Origin of the sequence: Amycolatopsis sp. NPDC001319 (assembly GCF_042896185.1) — a bacterium.
Classification (GTDB): Bacteria; Actinomycetota; Actinomycetes; order Mycobacteriales; family Pseudonocardiaceae; genus Amycolatopsis.
Genome location: NZ_JBIAWY010000002.1, coordinates 972909 through 999077, shown reverse-complemented (window position 1 = coordinate 999077; position 26169 = coordinate 972909). Strand labels below are relative to the sequence as shown.

Genomic DNA, 26169 nt, shown 5'->3' with positions numbered 1-26169 from the left:
GCCGCGTCCATCCTTGACCGGGTCGCACGAACCCGAGGAGGAGCGTGACCACCGTGATGCCGGAAACGACGCCGGAAACAACACCGGGGAACCGGTCATGACGACCGAGGCGGCCTGGGAGCCGGTGCGCCGCGTGCGGATGCACGAACAGGTCCTGGCGCAGATCGAGGAGAAGATCCTCGACGGCAGCCTGCGCGCGGGGGAGAAGCTCCCGAGCGAACGCGAGCTCGTGAGCGCGCTGGGTGTGAGCCGGACCAGCGTCCGCGAAGCCCTCCGCGCACTCGAAGCCATGGGGATCATCGAGGCGCGCACCGGTTCGGGCGCCGACGCGGGTTCGGTCGTCACGGCGCGGTCGACCCCGGCACTGACCAACCTGCTGCGGCTGCACCTCGCGCTCGCGCGGATCAGCCTGGCCGATCTGGTCGAGACGCGCGTGCAGCTCGAACGCAACGCCGCTCGCGGCGCGGCCGCGGCCCGCACACCCGAGGACGTGGCCCGGCTCGCCGAGCTGGTCGAGGGCATGCGCGCGGCGGACCAGGAGTACCAGCAGTTCAACGCGCTGGACACCGAGTTCCACGTGACCATCGCGCGGATCTCGGGCAACGCGCTGGCCACCGACCTCATGCAGGCGCTGCGGGGCGCCGTCGAGTCGGAGATGGCGGCGGCGTTCGCGCGCCTGCCCGACTGGCGGGCCGTCGCGGCCGACTTGGTGACCGAGCACGAGCAGATCCTGCGCGCCATCGAAGCCGGCGACGGGGATCGCGCGGCCGAGCTCGTGGCCGACCACATCACGCGCTTCTACACCGATCGCGTGCTCAACCCCTGATCTACGCTGTCGGCCATGACTGATGAGGCCGGTGCGCTGGCGGCTTTCGGGTACGAGCTCGGGGTGCTCAAACGCGTCCGCCGCAGCGGCTGGTGGCAGGCCGGCGTGCGCGACCCGGAGTCGGTGGCCGAGCACAGCCTGCGGGCGGCCCAGCTCGCGGCGCTGCTGGCCGCGGAGGAAGGCGCGTCGCCCGAGCGCGCGGCGTTCCTGGCGCTCTGGCACGACACGCAGGAGACCCGGACGGGTGATCTTCCGCATTCGGCCGGGCCGTACCTGGTGAAACCGGATCCGCGGGCGATCACAGCGGACCAGACGGCCGCGTTGCCGTCGCGTTCGCGTGGCGTGGTGCGCGAGGCCGTCGACGAGTACGAGGCGCGGGAGTCTGCTGAGGCGCGGTGCGCGAAGGACGCCGACAAGCTGGAAATGCTTCTGCAGGCGCTGGAGTACCGCTCATCGGGTGTGTCCACAGTGGACGAGTGGGTCGACTCCGCGTGTGCCGGGTTGTTCACGGAGACGGCCCGCCGTCTCGCCACGGCCGCGCTGACGTTGTCGCCGCTGTCCTGGCGCGCGCTCTGATCACGGTTGGTTGGAATCTTGCCGGCCGGGGAATTCTCCCGGTGACTGAACGGGAGGCAGCACGATGAAGTGGAGGATCACGGCAGCCTTGGCGGGCGCGGCGGCGGTCGCGGCCACGATCGGCTTCGCCGGCAACGCGAACGCGGCCACCGCGCCGTGCGGCGCCCGGGCGAAAGCCTGCGTGCAGCTGCATACCGGCACGGCCTGGCTGATGGACAACGGAAACGTCGTGCGCGGCGGAGTGCCCATCACGGTGGGCAAACCCGCGTACCCGACGCCGGCCGGCACGTTCCGCGTGCAGTACAAGGACATCGACCACTACAGCAAGCAGTTCAACGGGCCCATGCCGTACTCGGTCTTCTTCACGACGACCGGGGTGGCGTTCCACCAGGGCAGCCTGAAGGTGCAGTCGCACGGCTGCGTCCACCTCTCCCACGCCGACGCGGTGGCCTTCTACAACGCACTCCACCCGGGTGACGTGGTGCAGGTGGTGAAGTAGGACGGTCGCGGGGTGGGAGGCGCCCACCCCGCGTTGCCGTGGTGGTCTGGACCCCCGCACTGGCAGGATGGCCGGGTGACGGTGGGGCAGGGGGAACGGCTGGGCCCGGACTTCGCGCGCGTCTGGGCGGCCGCGTCGGTGTCCGTGGTGGGCGACGGCGTGCGAGTCGCAGTGCTGCCGTTGCTCGCCGTGGCTCCATTGTTGGCCTCGGCTCCGCCGAGGCGTGCGAGATCGCTTTTAGCCGGCTTCCGGATGGGGCGGTCGGATCGGCCGGGGGCCGATCGCACCGCCCCATCCGGAAGCCGGCGCGATCTCGCGCCATGGTCGCCTCGGCATAACGAGTTGGGCGGGCGCCGCCGATTAAGACGAACACCAGCTGCGGAAGCGATCCGGCCGTGGCGACCGCGCTCACGGCGACCACCGTAGGCGAAACGGCTGCCCGATACTGTTGCGCCGGCACGGCTTGACGCGGCGAACGGCCGGTTGCAGGGCAGCCAGGTGATCGGGTTGCAGTTCGTCGGGCCGCCGCTGGGGGCGGCGTTGTTCGCGGCTTCGGCCGGGGCGCCGCTGGTCGTGGACGCGGCGTCGTTCGCGCTGGCCGCCGTGCTGATGTGGTTCGTCCGGGCGCGGCCCGCCGTGCCGGCGCGCTCGGGTCGGTCGATGCGCGCGGAGATCGCCGAAGGCGTTCGTTGGCTCTGGGGTCATCACGGGCTGCGGCTGCTCGCGTTCGAACTCGGGCTCGCCGCGCTGGCGGTGCAGCTCGCGACTTCGGTGCTGGTGCTGCTGGTTGTCCAGACGCTGCGGGCGCCGGAGTTCGCCTACGGTCTGGTCCTCGCGTCGGGTGCCGCCGGTGGCGTGCTGGGGTCGTTCGTGGCGGGGCCGCTGAAGCGGCGGTTGCCGCTCGGCGCGCGGATCGGCCTCGCGATCACGGCCATCGGTGCCGCCCTGGTGGTGACGTCGTTCGCGACCTCCGTGGTGCTCGTGGGCGGAATGTACGCACTGGGCAGTTTCGGCATCGTCGTCTGGAACGTGCAGGCCGTCTCGGTGCGCCAGCGCCTGGTCCCGCGTGAGCTGCGCGGCCGCGTGAGCAGCGCCTACCGCCTCATCGGCTGGGGCGGCATCCCGCTCGGCGCGGCGCTCGGCGGCGTCCTCGGCACGGCGGCGGGCGTCCGGGTCCCGATCCTGGTGGGTGGGTGCCTGGTGCTCGGTTCGCTCGTGCTGGTCCCGAAGCTGGGCAACCTGGAGCAGGACGCTCGCTAGGCTGGCCGGCATGGACCTCACCGTGCGGTACGGGCCGGAAACCGACCAGCTCGCCGACGTGTTCTTCCCCGGCATCGCTCCCGCGCCCCTCGTTCTCGTGCTGCACGGCGGATCCTGGCGGCTCGACGTCGACCGCGGGTACGTCGAACCACTGGCTCGGGCGTTGCCGCGCCACGGGTTCGCCGTGGCCAACGTGGAGTACCGCCGGCCCGGCGGCGGTGGTGGCTGGCCCGAGACCTTCGCCGACACCGGGCTCGCCGTGGACACGCTGCCGGGCCTCATCGAGCGCGCGGCGCCGGGCCGCATCGACCCGGCGCGGGTGGTGGTGCTGGGGCACTCGGCCGGCGGCACGCTCGCGCTGTGGGCCGCCCACCGCCCCGGTGCGCCCGGGGTCGTCGCGCTCGCTCCGGTGACCGCCCTGGCCGACGCCCACCGCCGTGATCCCGAAGGTCCCGTCGACCGGCTGATGGGCGGCGGACCGGAGGACGTGCCGGAGCGCTACGCCGAGGCCGACCCCGCCGCGCTCGGCACGCCACCGGGGCCCGTCGTCCTCTTCCACGGAGAGCTCGACACCGCGCTGCCGCCGCAGCTGTCCCGCGACTACGCGACCGCGATCGGCGCGGAGCTGGTGCTGGTTCCCGGCGCCGGGCACCTGGACGTCGTGGTGGCGGACGGACCGGCGTGGCCCGTGCTGGTCGACACCCTCGCCAAACTGTCCACAGTGGAGCGGTCCTGAATGAAATGTCCCTTGCCCGTCATCGGATTCGTCCGCACGGCCCGGACGGAACTCGAGCGCACGCCCGTGCAGGCCGGTGCCAACCGCGGTGAGGAGGGCGTGCTCGAACTCGCCGAGGAGTACGTCGAAGGTCTCGACGGGCTGGCCGGCTTCGACTACGCCTGGCTGCTGAGCTGGCTCGACCGCCCGGACCGGCCCCTGATCAGCCTCACCCAGGTCCCGTACCTGCTCCGGCGCGAGCAACGGCGCATGGGCATCTTCGCGATGCGCGGGCCGCGGCGGCCGAACCCGATCGGGCTGAGCCTCGTGCGGATCGTGGAGGTCGGCGGGAACACGGTGCGCTTCGCCGGGGTCGACCTGCTCGACGGCACGCCGATCCTCGACCTCAAGCCGTACGTCAGCACGTTCGACCGGCCGCCGGGCGAGCCGAGCAGCGGCTGGTTCGACGACGTCACGGTCGCCGAGGGCACCACCCCGGAGGACCTCGCGCCACCGGGGTGAGCGGAGGTGTTAGCCGCGCTAAGGGATCCCCTCACAGAACGCCGCTGGTCGCCGCCGCGGCGCGAACCTAGCGTCGATCGTGGCCCTGATCCCCGACGACGCCAAGGAGACCCCCAGTGGACGCCGGCACCCCCTCCATGATCCTGACGGCCGCGCTGATGCACGGCCTCGGCATGCACACCGGCGCGTGGATGGCGCGCGAAGGCGATGCCGGTGACCACCTGACCCCCGCGCTGTACAAGGACATCGCCCGCACCGCCGAAGCCGGGAAGCTGCACGCGATCTTCCTCGCCGAGCAGATGACCAACCAGGAGGTCGGCACCGAGCGCCCGTGCGGCGCGCTCGACACCGTGACCGTGCTGTCGCTGATGGCCGGGATCACCGACAAGATCGGCCTGGTCGGCACCGCCTCGACCACCTACAACCAGCCCTACGACCTGGCGCGGCGGTTCGCGTCGCTGGACCACCTCAGCCAGGGCCGCGTCGGCTGGAACTCCATCGCCACGCAGAACCCCACCGTGATCGAGATGTTCGGCGGCGGCAGCCACCCCGACCACGCGGAACGCTACGCGCGCGCCGACGAGTTCATCGACGTGGTGCTCAAGCTGTGGGACAGCTGGGAGGAGGGCGCGCTCGTCGGCGACAAGGAAGCCGGCGTGTTCGCCGACCCCGACCGGGTGCACGAGATCAACCACGTCGGCGAGTACTTCTCGGTGAAGGGCCCGATGCCGTTCGCGCGCTCGCCGCAGGGCCGCCCGGTGATCTTCCAGGCCGGCTCGTCCGACCGCGGCCGCGACCAGGCGGCCAAGTACGCCGACGTGGTCTTCACCGCCCAGCACGTGCTCGAAGACGCCGTCGCCTTCCGCGACGACATGCGCCGCCGCGCCGCCGACTACGGGCGCCACCCCGACAGCATCAAGATCCTGCCCGGCATGTCCGTGGTCCTCGGCGCCACCGAGAAGGACGCGCAGGACCGCAAGCAGCTGATGGACGAGGTCTTCGGTGTCACCGCGAACATCAAGAAGCTCTCCAAGCGCGTCGGCCTGCCGGTCGAGGTGCTCAAGCTCGACGAGAAGTTCCCCGCCCACCTGCTCGGCCCCGACGAGGAGTTCACCGGCTCGATCGGGTTCCGCCGCAGCATCGTGAGCCTCGCGGTGAAGGAGGACCTGACCGTCCGCGAGCTCATCGGCAGCTACGGCGGCGGCCACCACCAGGTCGTGGGCACCGCGGAGCAGGTCGCCGACCAGATGCAGGAACGCCTGCTGGCCGGTGCCGCCGACGGCTTCACGCTCATGGTGGACATGCTGCCCTCGGGTGTGCACGACGCCGTCGACATGCTGGTGCCGGAGCTGCAGCGGCGCGGCCTGTTCCACACCGACTACGAGCACGACACCCTGCGCGAGAGCCTGGGCCTGCCCGCCCCGTCGCTCGTCCCGGCCGGCTGAAGGAGTCGATCATGACCGTTGTGCCGATCACCGGGGGAGACCCCGTGCGCGTGCTGGGAATCGGCGGCACGCTGCGGCCGGGTTCGACGTCGGAGCGCGCGCTGCGGCACGCGCTGGCGGCGGCCGAGGCCGAGGGCGCCGAGACCGAGCTGATCACCGCCGCCGAGCTGACGCTGCCGATGTACGACCCGGGCGTGGCCCCGCTGACCGACGAGGCCGTGCGGCTGCTCGAAGCCGTCCGGCGCTCCGACGCCCTCGTGCTGTCCGTGCCCGGCTATCACGGCGGGATCTCCGGGCTGCTCAAGAACGCGCTCGACCACCTGCAGGAGCTCGCCGACGACCCGGCGCCCTACCTCGATGGCAAGGCCGTGGGCTGCGTCGTTGCCACGGGCGGCTGGCAGGCCGGGGTCACCACGCTGACGTCGCTGCGTTCGACGGTCCACGCCCTGCGCGGCTGGCCGACGCCCCTGGGGGTCGTGGTGAACTCGGCGACCAAGCCGTTCGACGCGGCGGGCGGGCTCACCGACGCGAAGGTCGGCGACCAGCTGGCCACGGTGGGCCGGCAGGTGTGCGGGTTCGCGCGGCTGTGGAGTGCCGCGTGACGCTGTCACCGGCCCGGGAGACGGTCGCGGCGGCTGGTGTCACGGACGCCGCCGCGGCGCTGGCCCGGGGTGAGGTCGTGCTGGTCGCGGGCGAGGCGGGGGCGGCACTGGTCGCCGCCGCCGAGCTCGTCACCGACGAGACGGCCCGGTTCCTGGCCGCCCACGGCGGGCCGGTCGGCTGCGCGCTCCCCGGTGCGTGGCTCGATCGGCTGCGGATCCCCGCGATGGTGCCCGGCTCCGACGTCCACGTCGGGGTGGGGCAGGGGTCCCCGGCCCGCACTCAGCGCGCACTGGCGGATCCCGCGACGCGGCGTGAGGACTTGCGCGTGCCCGGGCCGGTGTTCCCCACCCGCACGCGTGAGCTCGGCGTGCTCGGCCGCTCCGGTCTCGCCGAGGCGGCCGTGGACCTGACCCGGATCGCGGGCTGCGAACCCGTCGCGGCCTTCGTGGAGCTCGACGCCACGGCCGAGGGCCTGGCGTGGGTGACCGTCAGCGAAGTGGCCGCGTACCGGCGAGCGCGCGAACGGCTCGTCGAACGGGCCGCGAACGCCCGGCTTCCCTTGGCGCACGGCGGTTTCCGGGCGCTCGGCTACCGCGACCTCGTCGACGGCGGCGAGCAGGTCGCCCTCGTCCACGGCGAACCGGAGCGCGGCGCGGTGGTGCGCGTCCACGTGGAGTGCCCGGCCGGCGACGCGTTCGGCGCCCGGCACTGCGGGTGCGCGCAGGCCGTGCGCGATTCACTCGCCGAGATCACGCGCGCCGGGTCGGGCGTGCTGGTCTACGTCCGCGGCCGCCGCTCGCTGTGGTCCACGCTCACCGCGCACGCGGTGCCGGACGGGCGCACGGACCAGGTCGCGGACCAGATCCTGCGCGACCTCGGGGTGAGGGACTGACCGCATCCGGGTTTCCACTGTGGACTTCCGGCCGCGAAGGCGGGCTCCCGCCGCTCGCCTCACCCGAAACGGGTGAGGCGACGCGCGTCGAACGGTGCCGGCAGCGGACCGTTGACCGAACCGGTCCGCCGGCGCCCGCGCCCGCACCGCCGGTGCGGAGGGCGGTGCGCGGGCCGGCGGGATATCTCGCCCTCAGCAGATGAGGGGGAAACCCGCCGACGCTGAAAGGTTCAGGCGTCACCGGGGGAAGGGACCCTGGTCGGTGCGAAGAGGACTGAACCATGGCGGGCGAGAAGCGGGCCGAGCGGATCGCGGAGTTCATCAGGCCGTTGCGCGTCGAGCCGGGGTCGAAAGTACTGCTTTCCCGGGACTTCGACCCGGCCTACCGAGGTGACGTGCTGCGCAAGAAAGACGGCCGCGAGCTGCTCGCGGCGGGAGTCACCCTGCTGGCGGACTACCAGCGCCGCCTGGCCGCTCAGAACACCTACGGCGTGCTGGTGTGCCTTCAGGCGCTGGACGCCGGCGGCAAGGACGGCACGATCCGGCACGTGATGAGCGGCGTGAACCCGCAGGGCGTGCGCGTGAGCGGGTTCAAGGTGCCCTCGTCCGAGGAGCTGGACCACGACTACCTGTGGCGCTACGCGCGCCGGCTCCCCGCGCGCGGCGACATCGGGATCTTCAACCGGTCGCACTACGAGGAGGTACTCGTGGTGCGAGTGCACCCGGAGCACCTGGACCACCAGCAGCTGCCCGCGTCCGCGCGCCAAGGAAAGGTGTGGGCGCGCCGGTTCCGCGAGATCAACGACTGGGAACGCTACCTGACCGGCAACGGATTCAAGATCGTGAAGATGTTCCTCAACCTCTCGAAGGAAGAACAGCGCGCGCGGTTCCTCCGGCGGATCGACCGGCCCGACCGCAACTGGAAGTTCTCCGCGGCCGACGCCCGCGAACGCCGGTTCTGGGACGACTACCAGCACGCGTTCTCAAAGGTGCTCTCGGCGACCAGCACGGAATGGGCCCCGTGGTACGTGATCCCGGCCGACCGCAAGTGGTTCGCCCGCACGTGCGCGGCCGCCGTCCTGGCGCACACCCTGATCGACATCGACCCGCAGTACCCCACGGTGAGCGACGAGCGGCGCGACGACCTCCTCGTCGCGCGGGCGGAGCTGGAAGCCGAAGCACCCGAAGGCGCGCCCGCCGACCCGTACGCGGCGGCCGCCGAGAAGAAGCGGGGCAAGAAGAAGAAAAAGAAGCACTGAAGGCCGCTGTTTCGGCTCACGGCGATCGGAGGGCGGAAATGGTCGCACAGGAGCACGTGCCGGCGAAGGAGCACAACTGGTACTCGCGCACGCCGGGTGACGTGGCGTCGGCGTTCGGCGTCGACCTGGAGTTCGGGCTCTCGTCGGCGACGGCGGCCGAACGGCTCAGCGTGAACGGCCCCAACGCGCTGCCCGAGGAGAAACCGAAAGCGGCCTGGCGGCGGTTCCTCGACCAGTACACCAGCTACATGCAGCTCATCCTGGTCGCCGCCGCCGTGGTGTCGCTGGTGATCAAGCAGTGGGGCACGGCCCTGCTGCTGCTGGTGCTGACCGTGGGCAACGCCGTCGCGGGCCTGCGCCAGGAGGGCAAGGCCGAGAGCGCGATGAACGCGCTGAAGTCGATGATGAAGGCGAGCGCGCGGGTCCGCCGCGACGGGGTCGAAGAGGCGATCCCGGCCGAGGAGCTCGTGGTCGGCGACGTCGTGCTGATCACGGCGGGCGACCAGATCCCGGCCGACTGCCGCATCGTCGCGGCCAACGCGTTGCAGATCGACGAGTCGGCGCTGACGGGCGAGAGCACGCCGGCGGCCAAGGACGCGACCGCGTTGCCCGCCGGCAAGCTCGGCCCGGGCGACCAGTCGAACATGGCCTTCATGAACTGCCCGGTCACGCACGGCAGCGCGACCGTCATCGTGACCGGCACGGGCCAGGACACGGAGCTGGGCAAGATCTCCGGGATGCTCTCGGCCACGGCGCGGGAGCAGTCGCCGCTGACCAAGCAGCTCAATACGCTGACGTTGTGGATCGCCGCGGCGGCCGGGATCACGATGGTCGTGATGTTCGTGCTGGGCCGCAGCCGGGACCTGTCCTGGGACGTCCTGTTCGTGAGCGCGATCTCCCTGGCGATCGCGGCCATCCCCGAGGCGCTGCCGACGGTGAGCCAGGTGATCCTCTCGCTCGGCAGCGTGGATCTGGCCAAGCGCAACGCGATCGTCAAAGACCTTCCGTCGGTCGAGACGCTGGGGTTCACCTCCGCGATCAACTCGGACAAGACCGGCACGCTGACGATGAACCAGATGACCGCCGTCGAGGTGGTGACCCAGACGGACCGCTACACCGTGAGCGGCATCGGGTACAGCACCGAGGGCAAGGTGCACCACGCCGCCGGTTCGGCGGGCGGCATCGAGAGCGCGATCCTGCCCTACCTGCTCGCCAGCGACGCGAAGATCGTCGAAGGCAAGGTCGTCGGCGACCCCACGGAGGGTGCGCTGCTCGTGCTCGGCGCCAAGGCCGGCCTCGACGTGGACGCGACACGGGAGAAGCTGCCGCGCATGGCGACGTTGCCCTTCGACCCGTCGTACAAGCTGATGGCCACCTTCCACCCGACGACCGACTACTTGGGCCGGGCAGTGGTGCGCTGCTTCGTGAAAGGTGCCGCGCCCGCGGTGCTGGACCGGGCCGCCACCGCCTTGTCGGGCAGCGAATCCGTGCCCTGGGACGAAGCTGTGAACCGGCGGGCCCGCGAACGCATGAAGAGCATGGAAGCGCAGGGCCGGCGCGTGATGGCCGCCGCCCAGTGCGACCTCGACCCGGCCGCGTTCGACGCGAACGGCGACCTGCTGTCCTTCGTGACCGGCCTGCAGGTGATGAGCCTGGTCGCGATGGTCGACCCGCCGCGGGAGCAGTCCAAGGCCGCGGTGGCCAGCGCGCAGGCGGCGCACATCCGGGTGCGCATGGTGACCGGCGACGACGTCACCACGGGCGCGGCGATCGCGAAGCAGCTCGGCATCCCGGGTGACGCGGTCCTGGGTTCGGACTTCGCGGACCTGCCCGAGACCGAGCGGCTGTCCCGGATCGAGGACATCGGCGTCGTGGGGCGAGTTTCCCCGGAGCACAAGGTGATCCTGGCCGACACACTCAAGAAGAAGGGCGATGTCGTCGCGATGACCGGCGACGGCGTGAACGACGCGCCGGCCATCAAGGCGGCGGACCTCGGGATCGCGATGGGCAGCGGCACCGACGTCGCGAAGAACGCGAGCCGGATGATCCTGTCGGACGACAACTTCGCGACGATCGTGTTCGCCGTCGAACAGGGCCGCAAGATCTACGACAACCTCACGAAGTACATCCGCTTCGTCCTGGTGCTGCTGGTCGTGTTCGTGCTGACGTTCCTGGGCGCCAGCCTGTTCAACATCGCCGCGGGGGAGCCGTTCACCCCGGCGCAGGTCCTGTGGATCCACTTCGTGGTCAACGCGCCCTTCGGGTTCGCGCTCGGGTTCGACCGCGAGACGCCGGGGCTCATGGGGCTGAAACCGCGGCCGCGCGGTGAATCCGTGCTCACGCGCCCGGTGTTCATCACCGTCGGGCTCTCGGGGCTGGCCGTGAGCGTCGGACTGCTCCTGCTGCTTTCGCTGGGCCAGGCGTACTACGGCAGCGCCGAGGTCGCCACGACGATCGCGTTGACAGCCTTCGCCCTGTGCCTGATCGTGGCCGCGGTCGAGTGCCGCAGCGAGACCGGGACGGCGCTGACCGTCGCCACGTTCGACAGCAAGCAGATGAACTGGGCGATGCTGGGCGAGTTCGTGCTCGCGGTACTGGTCATCAAGATGGACGTCTTCAACAAGCTGCTGGGCACCACGGACCTGACGCTGACGCAGTTCTTCTGGGCCCTGGTCCCGGCGGCCTCGCTGCTCATCCTGTGGGAGGCCGGCAAGGCCGTGGCGCGGTGGCTGAAGGGGAGCGGCGCGCACCGGGTCACCCGCACGCGAGGCGAGAGTAAAGGAACCATTACCTTTCGTCGCGCGTTGTGAGGGCATGGAGCGCACGGTGATCGAGCTCGGGAGCCGCGACCTGCTCGTGGTGGCGGGACTGCCCGGCGCGGGCAAGACGACCCTGCTGCGGCACGCCGCCGGCTCCCTGCGCGTGCTCGATTCGGACCAGGTCCGCGGCCGCCTCGGCGCCGTGCTGCCCGCCGCCGTGCCGTACCGGCTCTACCGGCCGGTGGTGCACGTGTGCCACCGCGCGCGGATCGTGCTGTTCGCGGCGCTGCGGCGCGGGCCGCTGGTCGTGCACGAGCCTGCCACCCGCGCCTCGACGCGGCGGTGGCTCGGGCTGGTGGCCCGGGGCACCCGCCGTCCGGCGCGGCTGCTGTGGCTCGACGCGACCGCCGAGGAGGCGCTGGCCGGGCAGCACAGCCGGGCCCGGATCGTGCGCGGCCGCTCGTTCGCCCGGCACGTCGCGAGGGCCCGCGTCGTGCGGGAGGAGCTGCGTGCGGGGCGGGTGCCCCCGGGCTTCGGCAGTGCCCAGGTGCTCACCCGCTCCGCCGCGTCGCACGCCGTGCTCAGGCCAGGCGCCGGCGGACCCACCAGAACGCCACCGCCACGCACAGCGCGGCCAGCAGCACGAACAGACCCGCCTCGCACAGCTGCAACGTCCAGAACCGTCCGGCCGGCTGCACGGGGTACAGCCGGGTGAACCCGGCCGCGGCCAGCCGGCCGACCGGCTCCATCCCCGGGATCGGGGGCCGCGGGATCCCGGCCAGGGCGAGGGTTTCGTCGTACCCGTGGATCTTGCCGGCGGTGTCGCGGAACACCTGCGTGCCGACGGCGAGGTCGCCGAAGTGGATCTGTTCGGTGAGCACGGGGGAGAGCAGCCGCGGGCGCACGAGGTTCTTCACGACCACGATCACCGGCAGGAAACCGACCAGTGCGACGGCCGCGCCGGCGAGCGTCCGCCGGAACACCGCACCGCCCGCCACGCCGAGCGCGTACCCGAACAGGCAGGTCGCCGGAAACGAGACGAGCCCGAAGTCGAAGGTCGGGAACCAGCCGTCGAACCGCGTGGCCGGCGCGTGCCACCACGCGTACGCGGCGGCGAAGACGAGCCCGTAGGCCACGGAGAACGCGCCGCCCAGCAGCAGCTTCGAGCCCAGCCACCGGCCGCGGGTCACCGACTGCGTCCAGGTGAACCGGAACGTGTGGTGCTCCAGCTCCGTGGCCACGACGGGCGCGCCGAGGAACATGCCGAGCGCGGCGGGCAGGAGCGTGAGCAGCAGCTGCGCGTAGTTGTGCACGAAGGCGATCAGCGCCGGCCAGTCGCCGCACCGCGGGTCCGGCGCGCCGGAGAAGCAGCCGGGCAGGTCCACTGTGGACAGCGAGCCCCGCATGCCGGCGCCCATCGCCACGTAACCCGCGGCCAGGACGACGAACAGGACGGCGAGGCCCAGCAGGCGGGCGCGGTCCTGCCGCCACGAAACCCAGATCACGCCACGGCCTCCTTCGGCTGCCCGGCCGCGAGGTGGTGCAGCACGAGGTCTTCCAGTGACACCGGCTCGGCGCGCCAGCCGGGGGGAAGCTCCGGCCGCGGCCCGCGGAAGAGCAGCGTGGCCGCCTCGCCCCGGCGTTCGACGGACAATGCGAGACCGCGGATCTCGTCCACAGTGGACGCCGGGCCGGTGAGCCGCGCGTGCTCGGCCATGAGGTCGTCGACGTCACCGGACAGCACCACCCGGCCGTGGTCGAGCACCACGAGGTGGTCGCACAGCCGCTCCAGCTCGGACACCACGTGCGAGGACAGCACCACCGTGCAGTCGTGGTCGGCCTTCGCCGCCATGAGGCTGCCCATGAGGTCGCGGCGGGCGAGCGGGTCGAGGCTCGCGACGGGTTCGTCGAGCACCAGCAGCTCCGGGCGCCGCGCGAGGGCGACGCTCAGCGCCACCTGCGCCCGCTGGCCCCCGGAGAGCTCGCCGACCCGGCGCCGCAGCGGAATGCCCAGCTCGCGCACCCGGTCGAGCGCGGCGCGGTGGTCCCAGCGCCGGTTGAGGCGGCGGGCGGCTTCGAGCATCTCGCGCACGCGGAACGACTCGTAGAGCGAATGCCGCTGGTCGAGGTACGCGACGCCGTCGGACGGCTCGCCCGGCTTCACCGGGCGGCCGAACAGCTCGAGGTCCCCGGCCGAGGGCCGCAGGAGCCCGGCCAGGAGGTTCAGCAGGGTCGACTTCCCCGCACCGTTGGGCCCGACGAGGCCGACCACGCGACCCTCGCCGATTTCGAGTGTGCAGTCCCGAAGCCCCCAGGTGCGACCGTAGCGCCGGCCCAGGCCGTGGGTCGCGATCGCCGCTGTGCTCACTCGTTCCCCTTCCCGGAACGTTTTCCGATGCGCAGGAGCACGGACGAGACGAGGGCCTCGACGTCGGCGACGGTCAGGCCCGACGCGCGGGCTTCGTTGATCCACCGCTCGAACCCGGCGCGCAGCTGCGCCTGCCGTTCGGGCGACACGCCCGCCGGGTCGTCGCGCGCGACGAACGTGCCCATCCCGGGCCGGCCGCGCACGATGCCGCGGTGGTCGAGCTCGCGGTACGCCTTCTGCACGGTGTTCGGGTTGATCACGAGCTGCCGCGCGACCTCCTTGACCGTCGGCAGCCGGTCGCCCCGCTTGAGCTCACCGAGCCGCACGGCGTGCTCGACCTGTCGCACCAGCTGCAGGTACGGGGGCACCCCCGAACCACTCTCGAACCGGAACTCGAACACCGCGTCCGTTCCCTCTGTCTCCGTTACCCCAATTGACTAGGGAACTAGGTTAACGGCCGGTCAGAGCCCTGATCATCCGGGGGTGGTCACTGGGCGCCCAGGATCCGTCGCTGCAGGCCACCGTCGGATTCCGCGCCTTCGGCGGCCGGACCGAGGTCGATCCGGACCGTGTGCACGAGCCCGGTGAACGCGGTGGTCCCGGCGGCGTAGGCCTCGGACACCGGCGTGCCGAGGTCGACACCCACGTCGAGCGTCTCGTCGAAGGAGAAGTAGTACGCGATCGTGCGCTCCACGCGGGCCGCGGCGAGCTTCTCGCCGTCGGCGGTGAGCACGGCTTCCCCGCCGAGGCCGGGTCCGCCGCCGTCGTAGGTGAATTCGAGGCGCAGTTCGTGCCGGCCCGGGGCGAGCGGGTCGGTCGCGGCGGCGGTGAAGTGCTGGAGGCCGAAGTAGTTGTAGACGTAGACCGGGCGCCCGTCGGTGAAGTACAGCGCCCAGCCGCCGAAGCGGCCGCCCTGCGCGATCACGACGCCGGACGCGGGCGCGCCGGCGAGTTCCACGTCGGCGGTGACGACGTGGGAGCGGTTCTTGACGTTCGGGGTGGTCTCCTCGGTGAAACGCCGCATCCCGCCGCGGTAGGTCACCGACGTCCGCGCGCCGAGCAGGTCGAGCCGGCCGGCCGGCACGGGGTTCTCGCGTTCGGTGACGCGGTCGTCGAGCGGGAAGACCTGGTGTTTCGCCGCTTCCACGAGGAAAAGGTCCTGCAGTTCCCGCAGTTTCGCAGGGTGGTCGGCGGCGAGATCGTGGGCCTGGCTCGGATCGCGAGTGAGGTCGTAGAGCTCCCAGACGTCGTCGGAGAACGGCCGCCGGTTCGTCGCCACCATCTCCCACGGGACGCCGTGGCGCGTCACCGCGGTCCAGCCTTCGTGGTAGATCCCGCGGTTGCCGCACATCTCGTAGTACTGCGTGTGGTGGCGTTCGGGCACGGCGGCGTCGGTGATCGTCTCGCGCAGGCTGACGCCCTCGATCGGTTGCTGCTGCACGCCGTCCACGCTGTGGGGCGCGGGGATGCCCGCGCAGTCGAGGATCGTGGGCAGCACGTCGATCACGTGGCCGTACTGGTGGCGCAGCCCGCCGGCCTCGGCGCCGCCCGCGGGCCAGTGCACGATCAGCCCGTCGCGGGTGCCGCCGAGGTGCGAGGCGACCTGTTTCGTCCACTGGTACGGCGTGTTCAGCGCCAGCGCCCAGCCGGCCGGCGCGATCGGGTAGGTGCTCGGGTCCCCGATCTCGTCGAGGTGGCGGATCATCTCCTCCGGGTCGTCCACGAGGCCGTGGCCCAGCCGGTGTTCCACGAGCGTGCCCTCGATGCCGCCTTCGCCCGACGCGCCGTTGTCGCCGAGCAGGTAGAGGAACAGCGTGTTGTCGAGTTCGCCGAGCTCTTCGAGCGCGGCGACGAACCGGCCCACCTGCGTGTCGGCGTGCTCGACGAACCCGGCGAACGTCTCCATGAACCGCGCGGCCAGCCGCCGGCGGGTGTCGTCGAGCTCGGCCCACCGTGGCACGCCTTCGGCCCAGGGCGCGAGTTCGGCGCCCTCGGGCACCACGCCGAGCTCTTTCTGCCGCGCCAGCGTGAGCTCCCGTTGCCGGTCCCAGCCGTGGTCGAACCGGCCGCGCCGGCGTTCGCGCCATTCGCGGCCGACGTGCAGCGGCGCGTGGGCGGCGCCGAGGGCGAGGTAGGTGAAGAACGGGCGGTCGGGCGTGAGCGTGCGCTGCGTGCGCACCCAGTCGACGGCGTGGTCGACGAGGTCCTCGGTGAGGTGGTAGCCGTCCTCCGGTCGCCGGTCCGGCTCGACCGGCGTGGTTCCCTGATACAGCAACGGGTACCAGTGGTTCATCTCCGCGCCCAGGAAGCCGTAGAAGGTGTCGAACCCCTCGCCGGTCGGCCAGCGGTCGAAGGGGCCGACCGCGCTGATCTCGCGCGGCGGCGTCTGGTGCCACTTGCCGAACGCGGCGGTGCTGTACCCGTTGCCCTGCAGGATCTGCGCCAGCGTCGCGGCACTGCGCGGGCGAAAGCCGTGGTAGCCCGGCGCGGAAGTCGCCATCTCCGTGGTGCCGCCCATGCCGACGGAGTGGTGGTTGCGCCCGGTCAGCAGCGCCTGGCGGGTCGGTGAACACAGCGCGGTGACGTGGAAGCGGGTGTAGCGCAGCCCGCCGGCCGCGAGCCGGTCGGCCGTCGGCATGGTGCACGGACCGCCGAACGCGCTCGACGTGCCGAAGCCCAGGTCGTCGGCCAGCACGAGCACGACGTTCGGCGCGCCCGCCGGTGGGGGCACCGGCCCGATCGGTGTTCCCTGCCCGCGTTGCTCGCGCACGTCGAGTGCCGTGGACGCGGTCACGGGGACGTCCGGGCGCGGCAGAACGTGACGCCCGGCGGGGAACGCGGACATGAAGGCTCCTTCCGAAGTGGACGCCACCGAGCTTCACAGCGCCGCACCCCGGCGGCCAGGCTCCGGACGGGGGTGGCCCAGACCGGAATCCGATCAGGCCGAGAGGCGATCTTTATGGGGTCGGGCCGGCCAGGGCCAGAAACCGTTCCGCGGCGGGGGAGAGCGGCCCGGCGCGCCAGACCATCCGGCCGCGCCGCAGCAACGGCGGGTCCAGCGGCACGGTGACCGCGCCCTGGCGGCGGGCGTCGTCGGCCATCGCGCGGGGGAGCAGCGCCGCGCCGGCCCCGGCCAGCACGAGGGGCACGATCATGGCGCGGTGCTCGGTCTCCACGACGACCCGGGGCTCGGCCGTGCCGCGCAGCGCTTCCTCCACGATCCACCGCGTGGCCGTGCCGGGTGGGGTGGTCACCAGGTCCAGCGCGGCCAGCTCGGTCACCGGCAGCACGTCGCGCACCGGCGAGTCGGCGGGCAGCACGGCGAGCACCTCCTGCTCGGCGAGGTCGAGCCCGGCGAGCCCGGGCGTTTCGGCTCCGGACTCGACGAGTCCGACCTCGCTCTGTCCATTTCGGACCCGGTTGACCACGTCCGAGCCCGTCTCCGGCGCCCGCACGCGCACGAGGACCTTGGGGTGTGCCGCGCGGAACCGGCCGAGCAGCTTCGCGAGCGGGTCGACGGCGAGCGTGGTCTGCGACGCGAGGTCCAGCGTCCCGCCGCCGAGCCCGAGGACCTCGCGCACGGACGCGTCGGCCGTGCGCAGGTCGCGCAGGATCTGCCGCGCCGGGGCGACGAGCGCCGCGCCGGCCGGGGTCAGCGTGGCGCCGTGGGGCAGGCGGTGGAACAGCAGCCCGCCGAGCTCCTTTTCCAGCGTGCGCACGGCGTGCGAGAGCGACGGCTGCGCGAGGTGCAGCCGCCGGGCCGCGTTGGTGAAGCCGCCGTGGTCGACGACGGCGAGGAAGTACTGAAGCTGGCGGCGTTCCATCCCCGCAGTTCAGGCCACGGGGGCGGGCCGCCGCAAGGCCTGGCGCCGCAACCGCGTGAACTGCTTGGCACTGTTGAGGGCGAAGACCCCGACCGTCACGCCGTTGCGCTGGTAGGTCGCCACGAACGCGGGGTCGTCGGGGCCGCCCTCGGTGAACACGACCTCGTCGCCGGGCTCGGGGTGCCCGGCGAGCTGCAGGGTGCCCTCGTACTGGTCCGACCAGACGTAGCCGCTCGGCGCGTAGTGCCGCGTGGTGGCGCCGGCGAGCAGGTTCGCGACGGCGACGCCCGCCTGCTCGCTCGCGTTGGTCCAGTGCTCGTGGCGGTGCCGCCGCCCGCTCTCGGCGGAGGTGTACGCCGCGACGTCGCCGATCGCCACCACGTTGGGCAACGCGGTGACCAGCCCGCTCGAGACGTGCACGCCGTTGCCCACCTCCAGGCCCGAACCGGCCAGCCACTCGGTCGCGGGCACCATGCCGATCCCGACGACGACCACGTCGGCCGGCAGCTCCTCCCCGCCCACGAGCCGGACACCGGTCACGCGCCCGCCCGCGGTGACCAGCTCGTCGACGGCGGCGCCGCAGCGCAGGACCGTGCCGTGACGGTCGTGCAGGCGCGAGCACACCTCGGCCAGCCGCGGCCCCAGCGCGCGTTCGAGCGGTGTGGCCAGCGCTTCGAGCACGGTGACGTCGAGACCGAGCGAGCGGCAGGTCGACGCGACCTCCGCCCCGATGAACCCGGCGCCCACGATCACCACCCGCGCGCCCGGCACCAGTTCCGCGCGCAGGGCGAGTGCGTCGTCCAGTGTCCGCAGCACGTGGACGCAGGCGACGCCTTCCGTGCCGGGCAGCGCCCGCGCGCGGCCACCGGTGGCGAGCACGACGCCGTCCACGGCCAGGTCGGCGCCGTCGGAGAGCACGAGCCGGCCGCCGGCGGCGTCGAGCCGTTCAGCCCGGGTGCCCAGCCGCAGCTCCAGCGACCCGGTGTCGTCGGCGTCGAGGAGCTCCAGCGACTCGCGCTCGGCGGTGCCGGCGAGGAAGGCCTTCGACAGCGGCGGCCGGTCGTAGGGCAGGTGCGGTTCGGCCCCGACGAGCACGACACGGCCGTCGAACCCCTGCGCGCGCAGCTCCTGCGCGGCTCGCGCCCCGGCGAGCGAAGCGCCGACGATCGCGACGCTCTTCACGCGGCGTCCTCGGCGCGCTCCGCCTGTACGTAGATCACGCCACTGTCGACGAGCACCTCGTAGGTGCGCACCGGCTGCTTCGCGGGCAGGCACGACGGCATCCCCGTCCGCAGGTCGAACAGCGCCGCGTGCAGCGGGCATTCGACGAAGCAGCCTTCGAGCCAGCCGTCGGCGAGAGACGCGTCCTGGTGGCTGCACGTGTCGCCGATCGCGTAGAGCTCGCCGTCGGCGTTGAACACCGCGATCGGCTCGGGCCCCGCGATCCGCACGGATTCGCCGGGGGGCAGTTCGTCCACTGTGCACGCGCGCAGCATCTGGGCCTCCGGGAGGAGCTGGGGTGGGTGGTTTGACTGTTGCGTATGAGGGAACGCGGAACGCGATACGCAACAAGTCTGAGTGCGCGGGCGGGGCGTCGTCAAGGGGTGCCCGGGGTCCGATCGGGACGGATTTTGTGGCCTGTCCGCAGACACGCCAGAGACCCGTGCGCCGCGGAAGCGCACGGGTCCGGCCGGCCGGCGGTTACGCGGGACTGTGGCGGTAGAAGGGCTGCTTGATCGGCGCGAGCGGGGTGTTGCCGAGGATCAGGTCCGCGGACTTCTCGGCGGTCATCATCACCGGCGCGTAGATGTTGCCGTTGGGGATGTAGGGCAGCACCGACGCGTCGACCACCCGCAGGCCCTCGGTGCCGTGCACGCGCATGCTGCCCGGGTCCACCACGGACAGCTCGTCCACGCCCATCTTCGCGGTGCACGAGGGGTGCAGCGCGGTCTCGGCGTCCTTGGCGACCCAGTCGAGGATCTCCTCGTCGGTCTCCACCGCGGGTCCGGGCGAGATCTCGCCGCCGTTGAACGGGTCGAGCGCGCTCTGGTTGAGGATCTTGCGGGCCACCCGCACGGCCTCCACCCACTCGCGGCGGTCGTTCTCCGTGGACAAGTAGTTGAACCGCAGCGCCGGGTGCTCGCGCGGATCGGTGGAGGTGATCTTCACCGATCCTCGGGTGTCGGCGTACATCGGCCCGACGTGCACCTGGTAGCCGTGCCCGCCCGCCGGCACCGAGCCGTCGTAGCGGATGGCGATGGGCAGGAAGTGGAACATCAGGTTGGGGTAGGCCACCTCGTCGTTGCTGCGGACGAACCCGCCGCCTTCGAAGTGGTTGGTGGCGGCCGGTCCCGAGCGCAGGAACAGCCACTGCGCGCCGATCCACGGCCGCTTCCACTTCGCGAGCGAAGGCTGCATCGACACGGGCTGCTTGCACGCGTACTGGATGTAGACCTCGAGGTGGTCCTGCAGGTTCTCGCCGACGCCCGGCACGTCGCGCACCACGTCGACGCCCAGCTTCTCCAGCTCGGCTGCGCTGCCGACACCGGAGAGCTGCAGCAGCTGCGGCGTGTTGATCGCGCCGCCGCACAGGATGATCTCCTTGCCGTACACCTCACCCGGCGCGCCGCGGCCCTGGGCGTACTCGACGCCGATCGCGCGGGTGCCGTCGAAGAGGATCTGCGACACGAACGCACGGGTCTTCACCGTGAGGTTCTTGCGGTGCAGCACCGGGTGCAGGTACGCGCGGGCGGCCGAGAGGCGCCGTCCTTTGCGGACGTTGCGGTCGAAGGCGGCGAAACCCTCCTGCCGGAAGCCGTTCACGTCGTCGGTGCGCGGGTAGCCCGCCTGCACCGCGGCGTCGAAGAAGGCCTCGAACAACGGGTTCGTGGCCGGGCCGCGTTCCAGCTCGAGCGGGCCGTCGTGGCCACGCCACGGCCCGTCCGGCGCGTCGGCGAGGCAGTTCTCCATGCGGCGGAAGTACGGCAGGCAGTGGGCGTAGTCCCATTTGGACATCCCCGGGTCACCCGCCCAGCGCTCGTAGTCGAGCGGGTTGCCGCGCTGGAAGATCATCCCGTTGATGCTGCTGGACCCGCCGAGCACCTTGCCGCGCGCGTGGTAGATCCGCCGCCGGTTCATGTGCGGCTCGGGTTCGCTGCGGTAGCCCCAGTCGTAGTACTTGCTGCCGATGGGGAACGTCAGCGCGGCGGGCATGTGGATGAACACGTCCCACTTCGCGTCTTCGCGGCCGGCTTCGAGAACCAGCACCTTCGTCGCGGGGTCGGCGGAGAGGCGGTTGGCGAGCGCGCAGCCCGCGGACCCGCCGCCGACGATGACGAAGTCGTAGGTCTCGGTACTCATGTCTCCTCCTTCTCTCAGCCGGTCACGGAACCGGGCGCCGGGGTGTCCGGCTGGTGTTCGGGGCTCGTGTGCGCGGCCGCCCAGTGCCTGCGGCGCACCCACAGCAGGACCCCGCCCACGAGCACGATCAGCCCCGTGATGAGCACCGCGCCCCACTGGAAGTACCAGTGGTCGTCGCCGTAGACCTCGGCCCGCGGCCAGATCAGGTTGATCGTCATGCCCGCGCCGTAGAGGACCGCGACGAAGTTCACGAGCGTGCCCCAGCGGCCGAGCTTGAAGTACGGGCCGTGGCCCGGCCGCGGCCACTGCCCGCGCAGGCGGCGCACCAGCATCGGGCCGGTGACCATCAGGTAGGGGATGTAGAACAGGATGATCGCCGTCGAGGTGAGCACGAAGAACGCGCGCTGGTTGCCGAGATTGATCAGCAGCACCACCACGGTGAGCCCGCCGGTGATCAGCGCCGGGAGGATCGGCGTCTTCGAGCGCGGCGACACCTTCGCCAGCGCCTTGCTGAACGGCAGCCGCCCGTCGCGCGCCATCGCGAACGTCATGCGGATCGCGGCGGTCTGCACGGCCAGGCAGCACACGGTGATCGCGATGGCCGAGCAGATCAGGAACGCGTCGCCGAGGCCGGTGCCGAGCGTGCTCTTGAGCAGGTACGGCATGCCGGACGTGGAGAGCTCCTCGGCGTTGAGGTCGCCGACGGCCATCATGCCGACGAGCATCATCAGCCCGCCCACGATGAAGGCGGCCGTGATCGCGCGGATGATGGCCCGGGGCGCGTGCTTGCGCGGCTGCGTGGTCTCCTCGGCGAGCGAGCCCGCGGTGTCGAAGCCGTAGAACACATACGCGCTCATCAGCGACGCGACCAGGAACGCGCCGAGGTACCCGAGCGACTGGCCGTCGCCGGTGCCGTGGGTGTCGAACACCAGGCCGGGGCCGCGCTTGATGTGCACGGCGAGCGCGATGATCAGCAGGACGCTCGCGCCGAGCTCCACCGCCACGCCGAAGTTGTTGATCTTCGCCATCAGCTTCACGCCGATGATGTTCACGATCGTCGCGAACACCACGAGCACGAGCGCGAGGATGATCGCGTTCTGCGCGCCGCCGGGCGTGGAGGTGAGGCCGGCGTCGGAGTCGCTGCCGACGATCTGGAACGCGGTGGAGACCTGCGGCAGGATGATCTGGTACGCGACCGCGACGGCCGCGGCGGTCACGATCGCGCCGATGATCATGATCCAGCCCGCGAGCCACGACGTCGCGGGTTTCGCGATCTGCTTGGCCCACTGGTACACCGAACCGGCGAGCGGGAACTGCCCGGCCAGCTCGGCGAAGCACAGCGCCACGGCCAGCTGGCCGATGAACACGAGCGGCCAGGTCCAGATGAAGGCCGGGCCGCCCGAGCCGAAGCCGAAGAAGAACAGCTGGAACACGCCGGTCATGATCGAGATGTAGCTGAACCCGGCGGCGAAGCTGGAGAAGGAGCCGAGGGAACGCTCGAGCTCCTGGCGGTAGCCGAACTTGGCGAGCTCGGAGCTGTCGGAGTGGTCCCCGGCGGACCCCCCGCCCGCCGGCTTGGATCGTGTGGTCATGGTTCGTCGTCCTCGAAGGTGGTGGGGGAGGGGAATCAGCCTTTGAACCAGCGCTGCGGTACGGGATCGATGTTGTGGTAGACGTGCTTGGTCTCGCGGTACTCCGCCAGCCCCGAAGGGCCGAGCTCACGGCCGATGCCCGACCGGCCGAACCCGCCCCACTCCGCCTGCGGCAGGTAGGGGTGGTAGTCGTTGATCCACACGGTGCCGTGGCGAAGTGCCCCGGCCACGCGCTGCGCCCGCCCGGCGTCCGACGTCCACACGGCACCGGCGAGCCCGTAGTCGGTGTCGTTGGCGAGTGTGATCGCCTCGGCCTCGTCGGTGAACCGCTCGACGGTCACCACCGGCCCGAAGACCTCCTCCCTCACCACGGCCATGTCGCGGGTGCAGCCGGAGAACACGGTGGGGCGCAGGAAGAACCCCCGCTGCAACGCGGGATCGTCGGGCCGGCCGCCGCCCGCGCGCAGCGTCGCGCCCGCTTCGACCGCACCGGCGATGTAGCCCTCGACCTTCGCCCGGTGCTTTTCGGACACGAGCGGGCCCGCTTCGCTGGCGGGGTCGAGCCCGTCGCCGACGCGGATCCGGTCGGCCCGCGCGGCGAGCTCGGCGACGAAGCGGTCGTGCACGCCGTCCTGCACGATCAGCCGCGCGCCGGCCGAGCAGACCTGTCCGGAGTGGACGAACGCGGCGGCCAGCGCGTAGTCGAGCGCGGTCTCGAAATCGGCGTCGTCGAACACCACGTTGGGGTTCTTGCCGCCCAGTTCGAGCGCCACACGCCGGACTCCGCGCGCGGCCGCGGCCATGATCTTCTCGCCCGTGGCGAGCCCGCCGGTGAACGACACGAGGTCGACGCCGGCGTGCTCCACCATTGCCGCGCCGACCGCGCCCGGGCCGAGCAGCAGGTTCACCACCCCGGCCGGCACGCCCGCTTCTTCGGCGAGCGCGACGAGCCGGATCGTGGACAGCGGGGTGACCTCACTCGGCTTGAGCACGGTGGTGTTGCCCGCGGCCAGCGCCGGGGCGAGCTTCCACGACATCTGCAGCAGTGGGTAGTTCCACGGCGCGATGAGCGCGCAGACGCCCACCGGCTCGTGGGTGATCCGGCTGATCGCGCGCGGGTCGCCGGTGTCCACCACCCGGCCGGCGTCGTGCGCGGCGAGGGCGGCGTAGTAGCGGAAGACCGCGGTGACGTCGTCGATGTCGATGCGGCCCTCGGCGAGGGTCTTGCCGGTGTCGAGCGTTTCGGTGCGGGCCAGGTCCTCGCGGTCGCGCTGCAGCAGCGCGGCGATGCGGGTGAGCAGGTCCGCGCGGTCGGCCGCGGTCGCTCTTCGCCAGGGCCCGCCGTCGAACGCGCGGCGGGCCGCGGTCACGGCGGCGCCGACCTCGGCGGGACCCGCCACGGCCACGGTGGCCAGCACCTCGCCGTTGGCCGGGTTGAGCACTTCCGAGCGCGCCTCGCCGGCGGCTTCGGTCCAGATTCCGTCGATGTGGAGGTCCTTCATCAGGCCTTCCCAAGCAGCTCGCGGAGCCTTTTGCCACGCGGGGTGTGACGCGCGGCACTTCGAGTGCGTACATTTGTACGCTAAGCGTGTACACATGTCCACAACGAGTTCTCGGAGCCGACACCGGGCGTTCGCGCGAGGCCGTGCGACGATCAGCGGTGCCCGACGAGACCGGTGAGTGAAGGAGCTTGGCGGCGATGACGACGCGTGACACCGCCGGGCGCAGGAAGCTGCGCGGCCCCAACGACCCCGAGCGGCGGGCCCGGATCGCGAAGGCGGCCATCGAAGTCGTGGCCGAACGCGGCATCGACGGGCTGACCCACCGCGCCGTCGCGGCCGCGGCCGGGGTGCCGCTCGGCTCCACGACCTACCACTTCGCGACGCTGGACGACCTGCTCGAGGTGGCGCTGCACGAGGCCGCCGCGAACAACGTGCGCGAGCTTCAGGAGTGGGAGCAGGCGCTCGACCCGGAAGCCGACTTCGCCGCGGCGCTGGCCGATCTGGTGATGGGCTACATCCACGAGCTCTACCCGCACACGGTCGTCGAGTACGACCTCTACGTCGCCGCCCTGCACCGGCCGCGGCTGCGTCCGGCGAGCGCGGCGTGGGACGACGCGCTGATCAAGCTCTTCTCCACCCGCACCGACCCGCTCACCGGGCGGCTGCTCGCCGGATTGTTCTGCGGCCTGCTCATGCAGGCGGCGCTGGCCGACCCGCAGCCGGCCCGGCCGGAGATCGAAGCCCTCTTCCGGCGGGCCATCGAAGGTCCCTCGGCCTGACGGGTTTTCGTTGGGGTTGAACCGAAACCGGTTCCGCGCACCGGTTTCCCGGCCGCGTCCGGTAATCGGGTGACGCGAAAATCCCGTCCTTGACAGCGCCCTCGAGCGCCCGCATTGTGTTCCGGAGAGAGCAACGCGGCGCGCTCTGCGCAACATCAACGCCGGTGGCTCTCCCCATGACTTCTGCCGGTCACGCACCCGGCGCTTCCCGCACTCCCGCACCGACCGTCCCGCCCCGAGAGGAGCACCGCCGGTGACCACCACCGACCTCCCGCAGAGCCTCCTGCCGACGCTGACCGGCCGCCACTACACCGACCCGGAGATCTTCGCCCGCGAGCAGGAGCGGATCTTCGAAACGGACTGGTTCTGCGCCGTGCGCACCGCGGACCTGCCGACCGCGGGGACCTTCGAGACGGTGCAGATCGGCCGCGAGAGCGTGCTCGTCGCCCGCGGCCGCGACGGCAAGGTGAACGCGTTCCTCAACGTGTGCCGCCACCGCGGCGCGCGCCTGTGCACCGACCGGAGCGGGCAGGTGAAGCGCGCGTTCCAGTGCATGTACCACGCGTGGACCTACGGACTCGACGGCAAGCTCATCGCCGCGCCGAACCTCACCGGCATGCCCGACGTCGACCGCACCGAGTACGGGCTCACGAAGCTCGCCGTGCGCGAGTGGCTCGGGTACGCGTGGGTGTGCCTGGCCGAGGAACCGCCGTCGTTCGAGGCCACGGTGATGGCCGACGTCTCGGAGCGGCTCGGCGGCCCGGGGGAGATCGAGGCGTACGGGCTCGAGGGGCTCGCACTCGGCCGGCGCATCGAGTACGACGTGAAGGCCAACTGGAAGCAGATCATCGAGAACTTCATGGAGTGCTACCACTGCGCGACGATCCACCCGGAGCTCACCGAGGTGCTGCCGGAGTTCGCCGACGGCTACGCCGCGCAGTACTACGTGGGCCACGGCGCGGAGTTCGGCGAGCAGATCGCCGGGTTCACCGTGGACGGCAGCGCCGGCGTCACGCGGCTGCCGGGCGTGGGGGAGCACCAGGACCGCCGGTACTACGCGATCACCATCCGGCCGCAGGTGTTCGTGAACCTCGTGCCGGACCACGTGATCCTGCACCGGATGTTCCCGCTGGCCCCCGACCGCACCCTCGTGGTGTGCGACTGGCTCTACCTGCCGGAGGTCGTGGAGTCCGGAGTGGACCTCGACCGCTCCGTGGAGCTGTTCCACCGCGTGAACCTGCAGGACTTCGAGGCGTGCGAACGCTGCCAGCTCGCGATGGACTCGCGCTCCTACGCGCGCGGCGGGGTCCTCGTGCCGAGCGAGCACCACATCGGCGCGTTCCACGACTGGGTCCGCGCGCGGACCGAAGGCTAGGTCCGCCGCCGCG

General features: G+C 71.9%; 23 protein-coding genes. 14 read left to right on the top strand and 9 right to left on the bottom strand.

Translation table 11 applies throughout. From position 1 onward, the window contains the following. Positions 1 to 97: 97 nt before the first annotated feature. The 12 genes from ACFY1H_RS09860 to ACFY1H_RS09805 all read left to right on the top strand — a co-directional run bounded on the left by ACFY1H_RS09860 (position 98) and on the right by ACFY1H_RS09805 (position 12071). Entirely contained in the window at positions 98 to 826 is a 729-nt protein-coding gene (locus ACFY1H_RS09860; RefSeq protein WP_366586923.1) for a FadR/GntR family transcriptional regulator, read from the top strand. Between the two features lie 15 nt (positions 827 to 841). After that, on the top strand, positions 842 to 1402 hold the full coding sequence (locus tag ACFY1H_RS09855; RefSeq protein ID WP_386945810.1) for an HD family hydrolase: 561 nt from the start codon (positions 842 to 844) through the stop codon (positions 1400 to 1402). Positions 1403 to 1466: 64 nt separating this feature from the next. Next, positions 1467 to 1901: a L,D-transpeptidase gene (locus tag ACFY1H_RS09850; RefSeq protein WP_366586917.1), complete on the top strand. Its 435-nt coding sequence runs from the start codon at positions 1467 to 1469 to the stop codon at positions 1899 to 1901. A gap of 435 nt (positions 1902 to 2336) precedes the next feature. Beyond that, positions 2337 to 3161, top strand: coding sequence for an MFS transporter (locus ACFY1H_RS09845; RefSeq protein ID WP_366582099.1), 825 nt, complete (start codon positions 2337 to 2339; stop codon positions 3159 to 3161). A 10-nt stretch (positions 3162 to 3171) separates the two neighbouring features. After that, the gene (locus tag ACFY1H_RS09840; RefSeq protein ID WP_366581930.1) at positions 3172 to 3897 is read left to right on the top strand and encodes an alpha/beta hydrolase; all 726 of its coding nucleotides are present in this window, start codon (positions 3172 to 3174) and stop codon (positions 3895 to 3897) included. Positions 3898 to 3909: 12 nt separating this feature from the next. After that, positions 3910 to 4398, top strand: coding sequence for a tRNA (N6-threonylcarbamoyladenosine(37)-N6)-methyltransferase TrmO (tsaA, locus tag ACFY1H_RS09835; protein ID WP_366581931.1), 489 nt, complete (start codon positions 3910 to 3912; stop codon positions 4396 to 4398). A gap of 116 nt (positions 4399 to 4514) precedes the next feature. Beyond that, on the top strand, positions 4515 to 5843 hold the full coding sequence (locus tag ACFY1H_RS09830) for an LLM class flavin-dependent oxidoreductase (RefSeq protein ID WP_386945807.1): 1329 nt from the start codon (positions 4515 to 4517) through the stop codon (positions 5841 to 5843). An 11-nt stretch (positions 5844 to 5854) separates the two neighbouring features. Further along, positions 5855 to 6445 (top strand): NADPH-dependent FMN reductase, encoded by a 591-nt coding sequence (locus ACFY1H_RS09825; RefSeq protein ID WP_386945805.1) that lies wholly within the window; start codon positions 5855 to 5857, stop codon positions 6443 to 6445. After that, the gene (locus tag ACFY1H_RS09820; RefSeq protein ID WP_386945803.1) at positions 6442 to 7338 is read left to right on the top strand and encodes a 3,4-dihydroxy-2-butanone-4-phosphate synthase; all 897 of its coding nucleotides are present in this window, start codon (positions 6442 to 6444) and stop codon (positions 7336 to 7338) included. Before ACFY1H_RS09825 ends, ACFY1H_RS09820 begins: the two co-directional genes overlap by 4 nt. A gap of 281 nt (positions 7339 to 7619) precedes the next feature. Continuing rightward, the gene (locus ACFY1H_RS09815) at positions 7620 to 8597 is read left to right on the top strand and encodes a polyphosphate kinase 2 family protein (RefSeq protein ID WP_366581935.1); all 978 of its coding nucleotides are present in this window, start codon (positions 7620 to 7622) and stop codon (positions 8595 to 8597) included. Between the two features lie 38 nt (positions 8598 to 8635). Further along, positions 8636 to 11407 (top strand): cation-translocating P-type ATPase, encoded by a 2772-nt coding sequence (locus ACFY1H_RS09810; RefSeq protein WP_386945801.1) that lies wholly within the window; start codon positions 8636 to 8638, stop codon positions 11405 to 11407. Positions 11408 to 11423: 16 nt separating this feature from the next. Next, a complete protein-coding gene (locus tag ACFY1H_RS09805; protein WP_366581937.1) occupies positions 11424 to 12071 on the top strand; it encodes an AAA family ATPase in 648 nt (215 codons plus the stop codon). Between the two features lie 786 nt (positions 12072 to 12857). Here the strand turns inward: ACFY1H_RS09805 and ACFY1H_RS09800 are convergent. The 9 genes from ACFY1H_RS09800 to ACFY1H_RS09760 all read right to left on the bottom strand — a co-directional run bounded on the left by ACFY1H_RS09800 (position 12858) and on the right by ACFY1H_RS09760 (position 24002). After that, complete coding sequence (locus tag ACFY1H_RS09800) at positions 12858 to 13724, bottom strand: ABC transporter ATP-binding protein (RefSeq protein WP_386945798.1); 867 nt, start codon at positions 13722 to 13724, stop codon at positions 12858 to 12860. After that, on the bottom strand, positions 13721 to 14125 hold the full coding sequence (locus ACFY1H_RS09795) for a GntR family transcriptional regulator (protein WP_386945796.1): 405 nt from the start codon (positions 14123 to 14125) through the stop codon (positions 13721 to 13723). Before ACFY1H_RS09795 ends, ACFY1H_RS09800 begins: the two co-directional genes overlap by 4 nt. An 86-nt stretch (positions 14126 to 14211) precedes the next feature. Beyond that, positions 14212 to 16569, bottom strand: coding sequence for an arylsulfatase (locus tag ACFY1H_RS09790; RefSeq protein ID WP_386945794.1), 2358 nt, complete (start codon positions 16567 to 16569; stop codon positions 14212 to 14214). 112 nt (positions 16570 to 16681) lie between these two features. After that, positions 16682 to 17548 (bottom strand): LysR family transcriptional regulator, encoded by an 867-nt coding sequence (locus ACFY1H_RS09785; RefSeq protein ID WP_366581940.1) that lies wholly within the window; start codon positions 17546 to 17548, stop codon positions 16682 to 16684. 9 nt (positions 17549 to 17557) lie between these two features. After that, positions 17558 to 18730, bottom strand: coding sequence for an FAD-dependent oxidoreductase (locus tag ACFY1H_RS09780; protein WP_366581941.1), 1173 nt, complete (start codon positions 18728 to 18730; stop codon positions 17558 to 17560). Further along, positions 18727 to 19044: a bifunctional 3-phenylpropionate/cinnamic acid dioxygenase ferredoxin subunit gene (locus ACFY1H_RS09775; RefSeq protein WP_386945792.1), complete on the bottom strand. Its 318-nt coding sequence runs from the start codon at positions 19042 to 19044 to the stop codon at positions 18727 to 18729. Before ACFY1H_RS09775 ends, ACFY1H_RS09780 begins: the two co-directional genes overlap by 4 nt. 205 nt (positions 19045 to 19249) lie before the next feature. Then, positions 19250 to 20908, bottom strand: coding sequence for a choline dehydrogenase (gene betA / locus ACFY1H_RS09770; RefSeq protein WP_386945790.1), 1659 nt, complete (start codon positions 20906 to 20908; stop codon positions 19250 to 19252). Between the two features lie 14 nt (positions 20909 to 20922). Continuing rightward, a complete protein-coding gene (locus tag ACFY1H_RS09765) occupies positions 20923 to 22500 on the bottom strand; it encodes an amino acid permease (protein ID WP_366581944.1) in 1578 nt (525 codons plus the stop codon). 35 nt (positions 22501 to 22535) lie between these two features. Further along, complete coding sequence (locus ACFY1H_RS09760) at positions 22536 to 24002, bottom strand: aldehyde dehydrogenase family protein (RefSeq protein WP_386945787.1); 1467 nt, start codon at positions 24000 to 24002, stop codon at positions 22536 to 22538. A 197-nt stretch (positions 24003 to 24199) separates the two neighbouring features. Between ACFY1H_RS09760 and ACFY1H_RS09755 the strand changes: the two genes are divergently transcribed. Next, a complete protein-coding gene (locus ACFY1H_RS09755; RefSeq protein WP_366581946.1) occupies positions 24200 to 24781 on the top strand; it encodes a TetR family transcriptional regulator in 582 nt (193 codons plus the stop codon). A 253-nt stretch (positions 24782 to 25034) separates the two neighbouring features. Continuing rightward, positions 25035 to 26156, top strand: a complete 1122-nt coding sequence (locus ACFY1H_RS09750) for an aromatic ring-hydroxylating dioxygenase subunit alpha (protein ID WP_386945785.1) — start codon at positions 25035 to 25037, stop codon at positions 26154 to 26156. The last annotated feature ends 13 nt before the right edge of the window (positions 26157 to 26169 follow it).

Bases quoted from the DNA above. Each gene is read 5' to 3' on its own strand.
- ACFY1H_RS09860 (WP_366586923.1), top strand. From the start codon at position 98: ATGACGACCGAGGCGGCCTGGGAGCCGGTGCGCCGCGTGCGGATGCAC.
- ACFY1H_RS09855 (WP_386945810.1), top strand. From the start codon at position 842: ATGACTGATGAGGCCGGTGCGCTGGCGGCTTTCGGGTACGAGCTCGGG.
- ACFY1H_RS09850 (WP_366586917.1), top strand. From the start codon at position 1,467: ATGAAGTGGAGGATCACGGCAGCCTTGGCGGGCGCGGCGGCGGTCGCG.
- ACFY1H_RS09840 (WP_366581930.1), top strand. From the start codon at position 3,172: ATGGACCTCACCGTGCGGTACGGGCCGGAAACCGACCAGCTCGCCGAC.
- ACFY1H_RS09825 (WP_386945805.1), top strand. From the start codon at position 5,855: ATGACCGTTGTGCCGATCACCGGGGGAGACCCCGTGCGCGTGCTGGGA.
- ACFY1H_RS09815 (WP_366581935.1), top strand. From the start codon at position 7,620: ATGGCGGGCGAGAAGCGGGCCGAGCGGATCGCGGAGTTCATCAGGCCG.
- ACFY1H_RS09810 (WP_386945801.1), top strand. From the start codon at position 8,636: ATGGTCGCACAGGAGCACGTGCCGGCGAAGGAGCACAACTGGTACTCG.
- ACFY1H_RS09790 (WP_386945794.1), bottom strand. From the start codon at position 16,569: ATGTCCGCGTTCCCCGCCGGGCGTCACGTTCTGCCGCGCCCGGACGTC.
- ACFY1H_RS09785 (WP_366581940.1), bottom strand. From the start codon at position 17,548: ATGGAACGCCGCCAGCTTCAGTACTTCCTCGCCGTCGTCGACCACGGC.
- ACFY1H_RS09775 (WP_386945792.1), bottom strand. From the start codon at position 19,044: ATGCTGCGCGCGTGCACAGTGGACGAACTGCCCCCCGGCGAATCCGTG.
- betA (WP_386945790.1), bottom strand. From the start codon at position 20,908: ATGAGTACCGAGACCTACGACTTCGTCATCGTCGGCGGCGGGTCCGCG.
- ACFY1H_RS09765 (WP_366581944.1), bottom strand. From the start codon at position 22,500: ATGACCACACGATCCAAGCCGGCGGGCGGGGGGTCCGCCGGGGACCAC.
- ACFY1H_RS09760 (WP_386945787.1), bottom strand. From the start codon at position 24,002: ATGAAGGACCTCCACATCGACGGAATCTGGACCGAAGCCGCCGGCGAG.
- ACFY1H_RS09755 (WP_366581946.1), top strand. From the start codon at position 24,200: ATGACGACGCGTGACACCGCCGGGCGCAGGAAGCTGCGCGGCCCCAAC.